The 15796-nt window shown below is 64.8% G+C and carries 15 protein-coding genes and 1 tRNA gene; 11 read left to right on the plus strand and 5 right to left on the minus strand.

The features are described from left to right. Positions 1-7: 7 nt before the first annotated feature. Positions 8-2308, plus strand: a complete 2301-nt coding sequence (locus tag ACOGW9_RS02140; protein ID WP_419907919.1) for a cytochrome P450 — start codon at positions 8-10, stop codon at positions 2306-2308. Between the two features lie 11 nt (positions 2309-2319). Here the strand turns inward: ACOGW9_RS02140 and ACOGW9_RS02145 are convergent, their stop codons facing one another. The 5 genes from ACOGW9_RS02145 to rpmH are packed head-to-tail and all read right to left on the minus strand — an operon-like array spanning position 2320 to position 4652. After that, positions 2320-2652, minus strand: a complete 333-nt coding sequence (locus ACOGW9_RS02145; RefSeq protein ID WP_419907921.1) for a Jag N-terminal domain-containing protein — start codon at positions 2650-2652, stop codon at positions 2320-2322. A gap of 38 nt (positions 2653-2690) precedes the next feature. Next, the gene (locus ACOGW9_RS02150) at positions 2691-3902 is read right to left on the minus strand and encodes a YidC/Oxa1 family membrane protein insertase (RefSeq protein WP_419907923.1); all 1212 of its coding nucleotides are present in this window, start codon (positions 3900-3902) and stop codon (positions 2691-2693) included. Further along, positions 3890-4177: a membrane protein insertion efficiency factor YidD gene (gene yidD, locus ACOGW9_RS02155; protein WP_419907926.1), complete on the minus strand. Its 288-nt coding sequence runs from the start codon at positions 4175-4177 to the stop codon at positions 3890-3892. Before yidD ends, ACOGW9_RS02150 begins: the two co-directional genes overlap by 13 nt. Further along, positions 4174-4521, minus strand: coding sequence for a ribonuclease P protein component (rnpA, locus tag ACOGW9_RS02160; protein ID WP_419908129.1), 348 nt, complete (start codon positions 4519-4521; stop codon positions 4174-4176). The genes yidD and rnpA overlap by 4 nt, the downstream gene beginning before the upstream one ends. Continuing rightward, positions 4518-4652: a 50S ribosomal protein L34 gene (gene rpmH / locus ACOGW9_RS02165; protein ID WP_419907928.1), complete on the minus strand. Its 135-nt coding sequence runs from the start codon at positions 4650-4652 to the stop codon at positions 4518-4520. The genes rnpA and rpmH overlap by 4 nt, the downstream gene beginning before the upstream one ends. A 461-nt stretch (positions 4653-5113) precedes the next feature. Here rpmH and dnaA point away from each other — a divergent pair, with 461 nt between their 5' ends. The 10 genes from dnaA (at position 5114) to ACOGW9_RS02215 (ending at position 15785) form a co-directional block, all read left to right on the plus strand. Further along, positions 5114-6715, plus strand: a complete 1602-nt coding sequence (dnaA, locus tag ACOGW9_RS02170) for a chromosomal replication initiator protein DnaA (RefSeq protein ID WP_419907930.1) — start codon at positions 5114-5116, stop codon at positions 6713-6715. Positions 6716-7039: 324 nt separating this feature from the next. Then, positions 7040-8149 (plus strand): DNA polymerase III subunit beta, encoded by a 1110-nt coding sequence (gene dnaN / locus ACOGW9_RS02175; protein WP_419907932.1) that lies wholly within the window; start codon positions 7040-7042, stop codon positions 8147-8149. Continuing rightward, a complete protein-coding gene (gene recF / locus ACOGW9_RS02180; RefSeq protein WP_419907934.1) occupies positions 8146-9264 on the plus strand; it encodes a DNA replication/repair protein RecF in 1119 nt (372 codons plus the stop codon). The genes dnaN and recF overlap by 4 nt, the downstream gene beginning before the upstream one ends. A gap of 50 nt (positions 9265-9314) precedes the next feature. Next, complete coding sequence (locus ACOGW9_RS02185; protein WP_419907936.1) at positions 9315-9635, plus strand: DciA family protein; 321 nt, start codon at positions 9315-9317, stop codon at positions 9633-9635. A 93-nt stretch (positions 9636-9728) separates the two neighbouring features. Then, complete coding sequence (locus tag ACOGW9_RS02190; RefSeq protein WP_419907938.1) at positions 9729-11735, plus strand: DNA gyrase/topoisomerase IV subunit B; 2007 nt, start codon at positions 9729-9731, stop codon at positions 11733-11735. A gap of 34 nt (positions 11736-11769) precedes the next feature. Then, positions 11770-14367, plus strand: coding sequence for a DNA gyrase subunit A (gyrA, locus tag ACOGW9_RS02195; protein WP_419907940.1), 2598 nt, complete (start codon positions 11770-11772; stop codon positions 14365-14367). A gap of 72 nt (positions 14368-14439) precedes the next feature. Next, positions 14440-14787, plus strand: a complete 348-nt coding sequence (locus ACOGW9_RS02200; protein ID WP_419907942.1) for a hypothetical protein — start codon at positions 14440-14442, stop codon at positions 14785-14787. A gap of 233 nt (positions 14788-15020) precedes the next feature. Then, a complete protein-coding gene (locus ACOGW9_RS02205) occupies positions 15021-15509 on the plus strand; it encodes a DUF3566 domain-containing protein (protein WP_419908131.1) in 489 nt (162 codons plus the stop codon). A 60-nt stretch (positions 15510-15569) separates the two neighbouring features. Next, positions 15570-15643 (plus strand) — tRNA-Ile (locus tag ACOGW9_RS02210). Between the two features lie 4 nt (positions 15644-15647). Then, positions 15648-15785: a hypothetical protein gene (locus ACOGW9_RS02215; RefSeq protein WP_419907944.1), complete on the plus strand. Its 138-nt coding sequence runs from the start codon at positions 15648-15650 to the stop codon at positions 15783-15785. The last annotated feature ends 11 nt before the right edge of the window (positions 15786-15796 follow it).

Below are 15796 nucleotides of genomic sequence, written 5' to 3' on the forward strand. Positions count from 1 at the left end.
AAGTTCGATGAATCAAGCCAGCTTTCTCGACAGCTTCGAGCGTCGCGACGAAGTACCAGCCTTCCGGGAATGGTGGAAGCGAACTAATGTTCGTATCCTGCTGGGGTCGGGCGGTCATCGAGGCGCGCTCTCCATCCGAAGCAATGCCGGCAGGTTAGGCCGGGTAGCCGGTGCTGCACCCCTCACCCCCAAGTATCCGTACACTTGGGACGATCTTCCCGGACGCCGGGCTGTCCACCGTGGCCGGCGTGATCAGGAGCGTCACTTGACTATTGCACCGACGGCATCGACGAAAGTCGCAGCTTCGCAACCGCTCGACCTGACCGAGGAACTCATCCTGGTGCTGCTCAGCGAGGAGAGCGGCTACTTCCATCAGGTTCCCGGTTGGCACCTGAATTGCGCCATGGCCGGTGCGGCGCTGGCCGAGCTCTCGCTGCAGGCGCGCATTGACACCGACATGGAATCGCTGATCCTGCTGGACCCCACGCCGACCGGCAAGCCGATCTTGGACCTCGCTCTCCAGCAGATCTCCAACGAGCCTGAACAGCGCAGTGCCCAGTACTGGGTGGAGCGTCTCGCGCCACGCGCCGAGATGATGATCGACCTGGCATTGGAGCAACTGGTCGGGCTCGGGATTCTCGAGCATCACGATGGCGACTTCTGGAGTTTGACGGCAGCGGCCCGGCACAGCGACTTCTTCGCCAGCGATGACGACGACACGGCGGTCCATTTCATCAAGACACGCATTGGCAGATCGATTCTGCTTGGTGAAATACCGAGCCCGAGAGACGTCATCATCATCGGTCTCGCCCACACCTGCGATGTTCTGCGCTTCATCTTCGAGCTCGACGACGAAGCGGAGGAGCGGGTCCAGCTCATCTGCCAGATGGACCTGATCGGCAGGGCCATCGCCGATGCCGTCGCGCACAACTTGGTGGCGTCTCTGCTCAGAAGCTCTGCGCTGACGAAATCGGTACCCAAGCTGCCGCTGAACAAACTGCTGCTCAATCGTCATTTCATTCGGGGGAATATCCCTGCCGTCTATGCACAATTGACTGAAGAGTTCGGTCCTGTCTTCAGGCTCAGCCCCCTATTCTCCAAGCAGGAAATCACCTTCCTATCGGGACCCAACGTCAATCGCTGGGTTCATCGTCATGGTCGCATGCATCTCAGGTCGAGTGATTATCTCCGAGGTCTCGAGACTGCCTATCACGCCTCCGGATTGTTGCCCGCGCTGGATGGTGCAGATCATTTCCGCATGCGGAAATCGCTGCGTGCTGGTTACGGCCGAGCGCGGTTTGAGCAGCAGCTGGAGACGGTATATCAGCACGCTCGAACCCACATCGGCAAGTGGCAAGTCGGCGACACATTTGGAGCTGTATCCATGTGTCGCGGCTTCTCCGGCGCTCAGGTCACGCCGTTCCTCGCGAGCATCGAAGCGGATGATGTCATCGATGACCTCATCGCCTATAAGTCCCGGGTGCTTATGACCCAAGTCGTCAACGTCTTGCCGAACTTCATGCTCAATACGCCACGCATGAAGCGCAAGAAGAAGGTGGTTGACATTCTGTACGAGCGCGTTCTGGAATCGCACACGGCCGCGCAGAGGGCCGGGTGTCCTCGCGATCTTGCCGACGACGTACTCAGTCTGCACACCAGCGATCCGATTTTCGTACCCGAATCAAATCTCAGCTTTACTTTCTCAGCACCGGTACTCGCGGGAATGTACGCGGGAGACGAGCTCAGCTTCATCTTGCATGCGATGGTGTCTCAGCCGCATCTATATGAGCAGATCCAGGCGGAAGCCGATGCCTTATTCGGCAACGGAGATCCGTCGCCAGATGACCTGAGTTCTCCCGCCATCGACGTCACTCGACGTTTCATCATGGAGTGCTTGCGACTGTGGCCGACGGTGCCGATGTCGATCCGCACGGTGATGAACGCATGCGTCGTTGAAGACTACGAATTGCCGGTCGGCTCCAAGGTGTTCATTGCCACGACGGCACCGCACTACATGAACGAAGTTTTTCCGGATCCCTTCACATTCGACATCGATCGTTACCTGCCTTCACGCGGCGAGCACCGAACGCCGGGGTACGCACCGTTTGGTCTTGGCACGCATAGCTGTCTTGGCTCTCACATGGTGGAGTTGCAGATGCTGATGAGCCTGTTGATGCTCGCGCACTACTTCACCTTCGAGATTTCGCCGTCGAACTACAAGCTGAAGATCAGTCCGTTCCCGTCAATGTCGCCCAACAAGCGTTTCAAGCTCAAGGTCGCGCAGCAGCGGCATCCATTGACGAAGTGAGCCGTACCGGGTCAGCGCGAACCTGATCTGGAACGACGGCGGGATCGTTTGCCGCTGCCGTTCTGGCCCTGCCCGGCGTTCGGCCGTCGTTTCGCATTGCGACCGCCGCCGCCGGATCGCCGACGCTGTCGCCGATCACGCCGAGCTTCGCCCACGCGTGGCGGCGGGCCCATGGGGCGCACACGTACCCGCACTCGAGCGGGGTGGTGCCGGAGTCCCCAATGCGAGCGCGTCGGCGTCGCCAGGACCTCGATGTCCGCATCCTCAGCGGCGACGGACAGTGCATCGAGTGCGCGGACTCGCGCCTCGTCCACGGTCGGGGCAGTCATCACGATCCACTCCATGTGAGCGCCCTAGGACTCCAGACTTGCCAGCATGCCGTTCATCGTTTGCGACGGTTGCGGGTTCGACCATCTCCCGATGTGCGGCGACTCTGGATTCGCTTGGGTGCCGGTTCGGGAGCTGAGCGTCCGCGGCGACGACTCCGGCCTTCGGCGGCATCTCGGCGAGCTGAAGAATCGCGGCTCGCAGCAGACGCTGCCCGGCGACTGCGCTTGGGAGTCTCGGGGGGCGGCTGGGAGGTCGCCCGAGTCCGGCGAACCACAGGAGCCGGGGACGGCTCGGATTCTTCGGTGCCGTCGTGCTGAGCGTCCGAGGCGTCTGTCCGGCGTTCTGCTCGACGTTCTGCCCGGGCCGCGCGCCGGGCCGCCTCGGCGTCAAGCGCCTTGCGTGACCGTTGGTTCGGCACCGAACGCTCGGGTTTGGGATCCGGTTCGGGGTCGGGAACCGTCTCGGCCTCGATGACGTCGCCGTCGCTGCCGGCAGCGGCGATGGACTGCGGCGGCTTCATCGTGGCGTGAATGAATGCTTGGGTGAGCATCCGGTAGATGCTCGACACGATGAAGTACGGCACCAACGCTGCAGCCACAAAGAAGCTGAACACCGGCAGCATGAAGGGCAGATACTTCATCATGAGTTCCATCTGGCGGTTCGGCAGGGTGGCAGTGCCACGCCGCCTCGCCATCTGGCGCTGCTGGAGCCAGGCCAGCACGAAGGTGACCGCCACGAGCGCCAGGTAGGGCAGCCCTTCCACGAAGTCGGCCTGTACGACTTCTCGGGCCGACTTGGCCAGATCCATGCCGAGCGAGCGCAACTCGCCGTCCGCTGCGACGATGTCCTCGTACATCTGCGAATCAGAGTTCAGGTTGCGCGGGTAGGGGTCGTCGCCTGGGTTCGGAGGATTCGGGTCGGGGATGCGCAGGTTCCAGATCACCCGGTACAGCACGAAGAAGATCGGGATCTGCACCAGGTTCGGCAAGCACCCGCCCAGCGGGCTTACCCCGTGGGCCTGGAACAGCTTCATGGTCTCTTCGTTGATCTTCTGGCGGTCGCCGGCGTACTGCTTCCGAAGCTGCGCCAGTTCGGGCTGCAGTGCCTGCTGTTTCGTCATCGAGCGGGCGCCCCGCAGCGTGAGCGGGGTGAATAGCAGCATGATCGCCAGCGTGAGCATGGCGATAGCGAACGTGTAGTCGTTGACCAGCGAGTAGAACCACGCCATCACGCCGGCGATGCCGTCGAAGATCACATCGAACATGAGTGCTCCGATACCTCGGTCACGCCGGCTGGTTCCTCCGCGGGGGACACTCTCGCAGGCACCGGGTCATAGCCCCAGCCACCCCATGGGTGGCAGCGGCAGATGCGCCGAATGGCCAGCCAGCCGCCGCGGAGAGCTCCCCAGGTGCGCAACGCATCCAACGCGTACTGCGAGCACGTCGGATCGAACCGGCATGAGGGCGGTCTCGATCGGGGGAGGGCCCGGTAGAACCGCACGGTCGCTATTGCGATGCGCGCGAAGGGCCCGGATCTCATGTTGTCGAGTCCTTCGGCCTCTGCAGCGCCCCGGCGGACGTCAGCATCTCCAGCAGCTGGGTCTGTGCACGGCGGTAGGTCACTTGCGAGACCGAACCGCGTGTGCCGACGAGGTAGCGCCCGGCCGTCAAGCGGCCGGCGTGCTCGCCGAGAACGGCCCGCAATCGCCGTCTCGCCCGGTTCCGTTCGACGGCGGTGCCGCTGGAACGGTTGAGCGCGAACGCCACGCGTGGCCGCTCGAGTTCGGGGTCTGCTGCGAACGACATCCACAGCAACTCGCTGCCGAAGCGGCGGCCGCGGCGCAACGCTGCGAAGTCGGCCCTGCTGCGGCACGAATCGATCAGGCGCTCAGCCGTTGCCGGCCCTTGCGTCGGCGAGAGTTCACAATTGCCCGACCTGCGCGGGTGGACATGCGATGACGGAAGCCGTGCTTGCGTGCTCGTCTGCGATTGTGAGGTTGGTACGTGCGCTTCACGCTGCAGCCTCCTGGAGGTTCAGGCCGCGGGCTGGTCCGCGAAGTGCGGTGCGGCGGCCGGAGCGTGCCCGGGAGTCGCCCCGGAAGCACTGACAGCCTACGGGTGTCGGTGCGGGTAGGCACCGCGGGCATCTCGTGACGCGAGCGCGGCGCCGATCGCGCGCAAACGCGCGCGGCAGATCCGAGATGTGCGTGTGCCTGCGGAGAGATTCGAACGGCGACACGCGCGAAGCCCGCCTCACAAATCCCGGTGTCAACCGCCTGTTGTACGGGTGTTATGTAGCTGTTGACGAATTGACGGACGCGTGTCACTTGCGGGTCGGAGAGGGTCCGAGAATGCGCGCTTGCGACATCACAAGCGCGGCCATAAGTTCCCTCTACCGGACGCCGCTCCGTGGCCCGCATGCGATCACCGAGGTCGCCCGGGTCCCCGACGGCCGCAGACGAAGAAGGTTGTCGTGGTGAGTTCTCCGCATGCGCATTCCGCATCGCACGAACCCGACGACCGCCCCGACATCCCAGACGCTCAGGAAACACTCAGCTCCTCTCGGGGGACGTCACAGGAGCCTGCAACAGCCGACGCGAGCACCCGTGCCAACACCGACGAGCTGTGGTCGCAGTGCCGCAAGATCCTGCGCGAAACCGTGTCGGACGCGCTCTGGCTGGGCTACTTCCGCCACCTGCAAGCCCTGCACATCGACAACGAGCTGGCGGTGCTGATCGCGCCCAGCAACATGATTCGCGATCGCATCCAGCGCCGCTACATCCCCATGCTTCACGCCGCCTTCGAACGGCTGCCAGTACGGCCGGGGACCTACGAGATCGAGACCCGACCCGAGCTCGACGATCTCGATGCGGCCAACGGCACCGACGCGGACACGCACGAATTCGATGCAATCCTCGCTGACGACGAGACCTCAGGCGATGCGAACAGCGAGACATGGCACCCCGCCGGCGGCGCAGCTCACGGTGCGACTCCGGTTCCTGCCCAACCCAGCGACGGCACACCGCTGCCGGCCGTCGAGACGCAGCGACCTGTGGCCGGTGCCGACATCACGAATCCCAGGTACACGTTCGAGAGCTTCGTCACCGGCAGCAGCAACCGGTTCGCCCAAGCTGCAGCGCTGGCGGTTGCCGAGACACCCGGCATCGCGTACAACCCACTGTTCATTCACGGCGGAACAGGCCTCGGCAAGACCCACCTCCTGCAGGCCATCGTCAACTTCCTCGGCGACACGCTGCCGGAGCATCGCGTTCGCTATGTCTCGACGGAGACCTTTCTCTCCGAGTTCATCGAGGCCATCCGCACGAATACGACACCGGCGTTCAAGCGGCGGTACCGCGAACTCGACGTGCTGCTGCTCGATGACATCCAGTTCATGGAGGGCAAGGAAGGCTTGCAGGAAGAGCTCTTCCACACCTTCAATTCGCTGCACGTGGCCGGTCGGCAGATCGTCATCTCCTCGGACAGGCCGCCTCGCAGCATCGCGACGCTGTCGGACCGCCTGCGCAGCCGGTTCGAATGGGGTCTCATCACCGACATCCAACCGCCGGATCTGGAGACGCGCGTCGCCATCCTGCGCAAGAAGACCGAGCACGGCCATGTCCCCGATGAGGTGCTCGAGCACATCGCGCATCTGATCACCAACAACATCCGTGAACTCGAAGGCGCGCTGGTCCGCGTCACCGCTTACGCAAGCCTCACGCGCAGTCCGGTGAGTCTCGAGATGGCACAGCAGATCCTCAGCGACGTCCGCGCACCGCAGGAACGGCCGATCACCACCGACCGGATCCTCGAGCTGACGGCGGAGATGTTCGGCTACGGCATCACCGAGCTCACCAGTCAGGGCCGGCAGCAGGGCTTAGTGAAGGCGCGCCAGATCAGCATGTATGTAATGCGTGAGCTGACCGACTTGAGCTACCCCGCCATCGCAAGCGTCTTCGGTGGCCGAGATCACACCACTGTCATGCACGCCGTGAAGAAGATCAACAGCCTGCTGCCGTCTGAACGCAAGGTCTACGACCAGGTAGCGCAGCTGATCGCACGAGTCCGGGCCGCCTGATCGGGTCTCGCTGCTGGCGTTCCGCTGCCGGGCAACAAAGCAGACGTAGGGTGTCTCCACACACTGTGGACAACGAGTGGAAAAGTCCTTCGTAGACCTCGGGACAAATTGGGTTTATCCACCATCGTGACGGCGAGTAGAACAAGGCGACTGAGAGCTGTGGATTCAGCAGGCAACACTGTTGACAGACTGTGCCGCTCTGATCTGCAAGAACGGCTGGTCGTCCACAATCCACAGCCCCTACAGCTACTACCGAAGAACTCTCAACCTTCATATTGAGGATTGTCCATCTCACCGGTCTGACCTGGTCAAGGAGAACCGCCCGTGAAACTGCGCATTGAACGAGATGCACTGGTCGATCAGTTGACCTTGGCCAGTCGAGGGGTCAACGCGCGTGGGGGCGGCCTGTTTGTGCTCACCGGACTGCATCTGCGGGCAGATGGTGCAGGCCTCACGGTGACAGGGACTGATCTGGATCTCACCGTGCGCACCCGTCTGAGCACACCGGTGGAGGCTGAAGGGGAGACGGTCGTGCCGGCCCGCTTGCTGACCGACATCGTTCGCGCGCTGCCCAGCGGCGAGGTGAGTCTCGAGGTCACCGACGAGGATGTGCAGATCAGCAGTGCCCGGGCCCAGTTCTCAGTGAGGACCTTGCCGGTCGCCGATTTCCCGACGCTTCCCGTGCCGGCGGGCGACAGTGTGACCGTGCCGGCCGGTGACCTTGCGGAGGCTTTCCGGCAAGTCGTCCGGGCCGCCAGCTCAGACGACGCCCGGCCCATCCTGACCGGAGTGCTCCTGACCGCACGGGGTGACGGCCTGCGCCTTGTGGCAACCGATTCCTATCGATTGGCACTGCGGGATCTGCCCGAAGCCCAAGTTCTCGAGGCCGGGCAGCAGGTTCTCGTGCCATCGCGTGCGCTGGAGGAGCTGGGCCGGATCCTCGATGAAGACTCCGACGTCACCATGCGTCTGGGCGAACGCGAGGTCACCTTTGAGGTCAGTGACGAGAATCAGTCCGCGCAAGTCACCTGCCGCCTCATCGCTGGCGATTTCCCCAGCTACGAGCCGCTCATTCCGGATTCGTTCGACAATCGCCTGGAGATCGATCGCGCTGCGCTGCTGGACGGCGCCCGGCGGCTCCGGTTGCTGGCACGCGACACGAATGCGCCGCTGCGGATGGAGCTGCGCGACGACAGCATCGAGCTCACGGTCATCAGCCAGGACGTCGGCAGCGCGAGCGAAGAAGTCGACGCGGTGTACTCCGGGGAGTCGACCACCGTTGCCTTCAACCCCGACTACCTGATCGAGGGTTTGGAGGCCGCAGGGGGTGACACCGTCGAACTCGTCCGCCTCGATGCGCTGAAGCCGGCGGTGCTGCAGACTCCAGGACAGGGCGAATTCCTGTACTTGCTGATGCCCGTCCGGGTGTCGTGATCATCGCTTGGCTGAGCGTCGAGAATTTCCGGAATCATCGGTCCACCGAGATTTCCTTCGATCCCGGTCGGACACTGGTGGTGGGACCGAACGGGCACGGCAAGACCAACCTCCTCGAGGCAGTGGCGATGCTGGACGGCTCAGGTTCGTTCCGGGGCGCGACTGCCGAGACGCTGGTGCGGGCGGGTTCGCAGCGGGCCTACGTGCGCGCGGAGATCCAGCGGCGGAATCGCAGCAGCTTGGTGGAGATGGAGATTCCGGCAGGCGGGCGATCCCGGGCGCAGGTCAACGGCGAGCGCGCGCGATCGTTGCGAGACCTCGCTGAGATCGTCACCGCCGTGGTGTTCTGCCCGGCTGACTTGGCCATTGCTGCTGGTGGGCCGTCGATGCGGCGATCCCTGCTCGATGAGGTGCTCGCCAGCACTGATCGTGAGTTCCGGGCGGCGCGCGCGGACCTCGAGCGCATCCTGCGTCAGCGGAACAATCTGCTGAAGCAAGCCGGCCAGCGACCTGACAGCGATGCCCTGAACACGCTGGATGTCTGGGATCACCAGTTCGCGACGGCGGGCGAGACCGTGGTCCGGTGCCGAGCGGAGCTGGTTGAGGCATTGGCACCTGTTGCCCAGGAGGCCTACCGGCAGCTGGCGGGTACCGATGCATCCCTGGAGCTGGTGTACGTGACTTCGTGGGCGGACATGTCGCTGGCTGCCGCGGTGGCGGGTGCACGCTCCGACGATCTGCGGCGCGGCACGACCTCCGTCGGTCCGCATCGCGACGAGATGGAGATCACGCTTGAGGGTCTGGCTGCACGGACGCACGCTTCGCAAGGCGAGCAACGCAGCATCGCGCTGTCGCTGCGGCTGGCTCAGCATCACTACATCGCGGACCGGGTCGGTACCGCCCCCATCGTCCTGCTCGATGATGTCTTCTCCGAGTTGGATGAGGGTCGAGCGCGCCGCCTCGTCGGCTGCCTGCCGGGCGCGCAGACCGTGGTGACGTCGGCTACCGGGCATGTGCCCGACGGGATCGATATCGACAGCCGCATCGAGGTGCACGACGGCGAGGTGATCTCTGCATCGGTCTGCCATGACGAGCCGAGGCACCCTGACGAATGAGCAACCGGCGGACAGGTGCCGCAGGGAGCGTGCGCGACCATGTGGGTGAGATGAAACGACGCCGCAACAGAGCAAGCATCCGCGAGCCCCGATCGATCGGCGAATCGCTGAAATCTGTCACGGCCGGTTTCGGGTCGCGCGGGCGAGCGATCGACTTGACCGATCGCTGGTCCGAGGCCGTCGGCGAGGCAATCGCGGCTCATGCGCGGCCTGAGCGGCTCGACGCCGGGCGCTTGACCGTCGTCGTGGATGACCCTGCCTGGGCAACGGAGCTGCGCTATCACAGCGCCCGGATTCTGGATGCGCTCAACACCAATCCGGGTGCCGCGCCGATCTCCGAGCTGCACCTGCGTGTACAACCTGGGAACTGACCAGAAAATACGCTCTGACCAGCAGGTTTGTCGTGATCGACACGACTGTTCAAACACCGAGAATCACTCGCCGCCCAGTAGACTGGACGCACTGTGACCGACACGACGCTGGCACCCGCGTCAGCAAGCACTGGCGACGGCGTAACGGGCGCCGCTGGCTCTGACAGCACCGTTGTCGGCGACTACAACGCGGATGCCATCACGGTTCTCGAAGGGCTTGAGCCTGTCCGTGAACGTCCCGGCATGTTCATCGGTTCGACGGGTTCGGGCGGCCTGCACCACCTCGTGTACGAAGTGGTGGACAATGCCGTCGACGAAGCCATGGCAGGCCATTGCACGTCGATCGAGGTCGCCTTGCGGCCGGACGGCGCGTGCAGCGTCACCGACAACGGGCGCGGGATTCCGGTCGAGGCTCACCCGCAGTACCCAGACAAGTCGGCAGCCGAGGTGGTGCTTACGGTGCTCCATGCCGGAGGCAAGTTCGGCGGCACCGGCTACAAGGTGTCAGGCGGCCTTCACGGCGTCGGCGTCTCGGTCGTCAATGCACTCTCGAGCGAGCTCGAAGCCACCATCGATCGCGACGGCCGGCGCTGGAAGCTGCAGTTCCGTGACGGCGGCGAACCGGTCGGCGAGCTGACCGACTCCGGTCCGTCACCGGGTGACTCGTCGGGCACCACCATCACGTTCACACCCGATCCCACGGTCTTCGACCACACCGAGTTCCGGGCCCAGACGCTCACCGAGCGGCTGCAGATGATGGCGTTCCTCAATGCGGGACTGCAGATTGTCTTCATCGACGAACGGCCAGCCGCGCCGGTCCGCCACGAGTACTGCTACCCGGGCGGCATCCGAGACTTCGTCCGCCATCTCAATGAGTCGTCCGAGGCGCTGTTCGACGAAGTCGGATTCCTATCAGCAGCCGAGGACGGTGACGAGGTGGAGATCGCCTTCCAGTGGAACACCGGCTTCAACACCGATGGCATCCACAGCTTCGCCAACGGCATCAACACGGTCGAGGGCGGCATGCATGCCGAAGGTTTCCGCTCGGCACTGACGTCCGCGATGAACAACTACGCCCGTGATCGCAAGATGCTGCGTCCCGACGACGACAACCTCCAAGGCGACGACATCCGCGAGGGCCTCACCGCAGTGGTGAGCGTCCGCATGGAAGCCCCGCAGTTCGAAGGTCAGACCAAGGCCAAGCTGGGCAACACCGCTATGCGAAGCCTCGTTCAGAAGGCCGCCTACAGCGGGCTCGGCGAATGGCTCGAAGAACACCCGACCGAGGCCAAGCTGGTCACCGGCAAGGCCATCGATGCTCGCCGGGCGCGCATCGCGGCGCAGAAGGCGCGCAACACGGTGCGCAAGTCGGCCTTGGGCGGTGCCGGCCTGCCCGGCAAGCTCACCGACTGCTCATCAGGCGATCCTGAAGAGTCCGAGCTGTACATCGTGGAGGGCGACTCGGCCGGGGGCTCAGCCAAGGAGGCGCGCGACCCCGCCACCATGGCGATCCTGCCGATCCGGGGCAAGATCCTCAACGTCCAGCGCAGCCGTCCTGAGCGCATCTTCGACAACAACGAGATCAGCGCGCTGATCTCGGCGATCGGCGCCGGCGTGGACGGCGCAACCGGTGAGAACGGCTTCGACCTGGCCAAGATCCGCTACCACAAGGTGATCCTGCTGTGCGACGCCGACGTCGACGGCAGCCATATCCGCACGCTGCTGCTGACGTTCTTCTTCCACCGGATGCGCAAGCTGCTCTCGGGCGGCTATGTGTACATCGCCCAACCGCCGCTGTACTCCACCAAGGTGGGCACCGAGACGGTGTATCTCAAGGACGACCGGGCCAAGGAGGCCTTCCTGTCGGACCGGCCCAACCACCGCAACGAGTTCCAGCGTCTGAAGGGTCTCGGCGAGATGGATGCCGCCGAACTCTGGGAGACCACCATGAATCCGGCGCGGCGGACGTTGCTGCGTGTCTCGCTCGAAGAGGCCGTCACGGCTGATCGCATCTTCAGCGTCCTCATGGGCGACGACGTAGACGCCCGCCGGGGCTTCATCCAGAACAACGCCAGCGACGTCCGCTTCCTCGACGTCTGAGCGCAGCGTCCCAAGATCATCTGACGGCACGCACATGAACGACGACGGAACCAGCAACTCCAGTGCAGCGGTCGAAGGCGAGTCGCCTAGTGCAGAGGGCACCCTCGGCATTGTGGACGTCGAGATCCAGACCGAGATGGAGCAGTCGTTCTTGGACTACGCCATGTCGGTCATCACGTCACGGGCACTGCCCGATGCGCGTGACGGCCTGAAGCCAGTGCACCGCCGCATCCTGTGGTCGATGTTCGACACCGGCCTGCGGCCGGACCGGCCCCACAAGAAGTGCGCCACGGTGGTCGGTGACGTCATCGCCAATTACCACCCACATGGCGACGGCTCGATCTACGACGCGCTCGTGCGGATGGGCCAGTCGTTCAGCTTGGCGAACACGCTGGTCGATCCGCACGGCAACTTCGGCTCACCGTCAGACCCGCCAGCCGCGTACCGATACACCGAATGCCGCCTGACCGACCTGGCCATGACGATGGCCGAGAGCATCGATGAGCAGACGGTGGACTTCGCCGCGAACTTCGACGGCTCCCGCACAGAACCGCTCGTGATGCCGTCGCGTTTCCCGAACCTGCTGGTCAATGGCAGCCAGGGCATCGCGGTTGGCATGGCCACCAACATCCCTACGCACAACCTCGGCGAGATCGTCGACGCCACCATTCACCTCATCGGGAACCCCGATGCCGCCGTCGACGACCTGATGCAATTTGTGCACGGACCCGACTTCCCCACGGGCGGACGGATGCTCGGCCGGGCCGGTGCCCGGGAGGCCATGGCAACCGGGCGCGGTTCGATAAAGCTGCGGGCCCGAGCGGAGATCGTCGAGAACGGCAAGCGGCCGAGCATCGTGGTCACCGAGATTCCGTACCAGACCTCCATCGAGAACATCGAGCGCAAGATCGCCGATGCGGTGAACCGCAAGGTCATCGAGGGCATCACTGCACTGCGCAACGAGTCCGCACGGGGCCAGATGCGTTTCGTTATCGAGCTGCGACCATCGGCGTCGGCGAACGTGGTGCTCAACAACCTATGGAAGCACACGCCACTGCAGTCCAGCTTCGCCGTGAACATGGTGGCGCTGGTCGACGGGGTGCCTCGCACGCTCAACCTGAGGGATGCGCTGGTCGCCTATGTCGATCATCAGATCGACGTGGTCACCCGTCGCAGCGAGCATCGGCTGGCAGAAGCGCAGGCACGTGCCCACATCGTGGAAGGCCTGCTGCGTGCGCTCGATCTGATCGACGAGATCATCGCCCTGATCCGCGCCAGCGACGATCGGGCGGCGGCGCTGGCGGGGCTGTGCGCTGAGCCGATGTCGTTCAGCGCTGAGCAGGCGAACCACATCCTCGACATGCAGCTGAGCCGCCTCACCCGGCTGGGCCGCACACGGCTGAGCGACGAGCTGGCCGAACTGACGCAGGCCATTGCCGAGCTGGAAGCCATCCTCGGCGACGAAGGTCTGCTGCGGCAGGTCATCATCGACGAGCTGAGCGCCTTGCGTGACGAGCATCAGACGCCGCGGCGCACGGAGATCGTCACCGACCCCGGCGAGATGGACGCCGAAGATCTCATCGAGGACGAGCCATTGGTGGTAACGCTGACGCGCGAGGGATACGTGAAGGCGACCTCGCCCGATGTGTTCCGTACCCAAGGGCGGGGCGGTCGCGGTGTGCAGGGTGCGCGCCTCAAGGACGACGACGCGGTGGTCCGTGTGCTGCTGACGACAGCGCACGCCTGGCTGCTGTGCTTCACCAACCGCGGCCGGGTACACCGGCTGAAGGCCTACGAAGTGCCGCTCACCAACCGCACGGCCCGTGGCACGGCACTGGTGAACCTGCTGCAGCTCGCGGCCGATGAACGAGTTGAGGCAGTTGTCGAGGCGAGGGAATTCCCCTCGGACCGGTACTTGATGTTCGTGACGCGCAACGGGCTCGCCAAGAAGACGTCGCTGAGCGCATACGAGAACATCCGCTCGAACGGTCTGATTGCGTTGAACTTGCGTGACGGGGACGAGCTGGTGCGCGTGCTCGAGACTTCCGGCGACGATGACGTGCTCGTGGTGTCGCAAGCGGGCCAAGCGGTGCGCTTCGCGGAGAGCGACGTGCGGTCGATGGGCCGCAACGCGGCTGGTGTGCGTGCGATGCGATTGCGTGATGGCGATGTCGTGGCTTCGGCCGATGTGCTTCATCCGAATGAGGCACGCGACCTGCTCGTGGTGACGAGCAATGGTGCCGCTAAGCGGACAGCCGCCGAGGAGTTCGGGCGCAAGGGACGCGGCATTCTTGGCGTGATCGCTGTCAAGTTCACCGACGCCACATCGCATGTCGTGGGTGCTCGCTTGGTCGATGATGACGACGAGGTTCTGCTGGTGTCATCCGGCGGCGTTCTCATCCGTACGCCGGTGAGGGAGATCTCCCAGCAGGGCCGTCTCGCGACCGGCGTGCGAGGGATGGCGCTCGATGACGGCGAAGAGGTCGTGGCGATCGCGCCCGTCGAGCTGGCAGATATTCCCGCTGCTGATTCAGACGCTGACGCTGACGCTGGCCCGGATGCGGGTGCCGATGACGATGTGCCGGTCTCGTCCCGCGAAAACCCTTCCGATGGAGAGACTCCGGCGTCATAGCGTCGGCTGATGCCGACCGGTGCGAGGCAGACGATCCGAACTCGGACCCAACGCGGGCAGGCGGCCCTGCCGGTGGCATTGCTGGCCCTGGCGCTGCTCGTGGGCTTGGGCCTCGTGGCTCGGTGGGGGAATGCCGCACTGGCGAGTTCACGTGCCCAGGCTGCTGCCGATGCGGCGGCGCTCGTGACGCTGGCAACCGCTGACGTCGCTGCCATCCCCTACGGCGTACTGCCCGGCGATGCCGCTGCACGCAGCGCTGTCCGCGATGCCGGCGGGGCGCTGGTGGGCTTCGAGGTGCGCCTCGACGAGGCTGCTGCACGCGTCGAAGTCGTCGTCGAGATGGACGGGCAGCGTGCATCCGCAGCAGCGGCACTCGCGCTGCCGCCGCCGGGCTTGGCGGCCGAGATGTCCGGCGGCTGACTCCTACACTGCGAAGCGTGGCCTCCGGGACTTCTGGTGGGGGACCGCCGTCGCCGGAGCCAAGCGGGCCGACTCCCACCGATGAGCTGTTTGCTGAAGCGCTGGGCATCACCCCAGCCGGTCGCGCACGTCGCCGCCGGAGAGATCGTGCGCCCGCAGCAGCTCCGGCTGATCCCGCCGTGCCGCCCCATGGGGGGCCATCTCCTGACCCCGCACCGTCACGGCCGCCGGGAATGCCTCAGGGCGCTCCGGCTGCTGTACCGCAGGTACCCCCTGCTGGGGATCCCCCCGCCCCGCCTCAGCCGGACGAACCGCAGCCCCTCCGGTGGACGTGGCTCAGCCAGCGTCGAGCCCGGGCTCGACGCACGCATCGCATCCTGCGACACATCGATCCGTGGTCGGTGTTCAAGGTGTCGGTGCTGCTGTATGCCTGCCTGTATGTGGCGGTCCTGATCGCCGGTGTGCTGCTGTGGAATGCGGCGCAGCGATCGGGTCTCGTCGAGAAGGTGGAGTCGTTCATCACCGAGGTGGGCTCGTACGAGAGCTGGAAGATCAACGGGATGGTGATCTACCAGCGCGCCCGCATCATCGGTCTGGTGCTGGCCACGGTCGGGGTCGCCTTCAACGTCGTGATGGCGATCATGTTCAACCTGATCAGCGATCTCACCGGCGGCGTGCGGGTCACGGTGCTCGAGGATGAGCGCCGCCCCCCTGCTCGCTAGTCGCAGATGTCACAGCGGGCGCACCCATTGGCGACTTGGCTGTAGTCTGTGCGGCCCCGCGGGGCTATAGCTCAGTCGGTTAGAGCGCACCCCTGATAAGGGTGAGGTCGTTGGTTCGATTCCAGCTAGCCCCACATGATGAGCCTGTTGCGGCGCGCGCTGCTCGCCAGCGTGGTGGGCGGGCTGATCACCATCATCCTGCGGTTGCGCTCCTCTCAGGACATCCCCCGCCGGGAAGGCAGTTGGCGGGAGCTGGCCGGTCCCAACCTGCGGTGATCACCCAGCCG

Source organism: Candidatus Poriferisodalis sp., assembly GCF_965203655.1.
In the GTDB taxonomy this organism is placed as follows: domain Bacteria; phylum Actinomycetota; class Acidimicrobiia; order Acidimicrobiales; family Poriferisodalaceae; genus Poriferisodalis.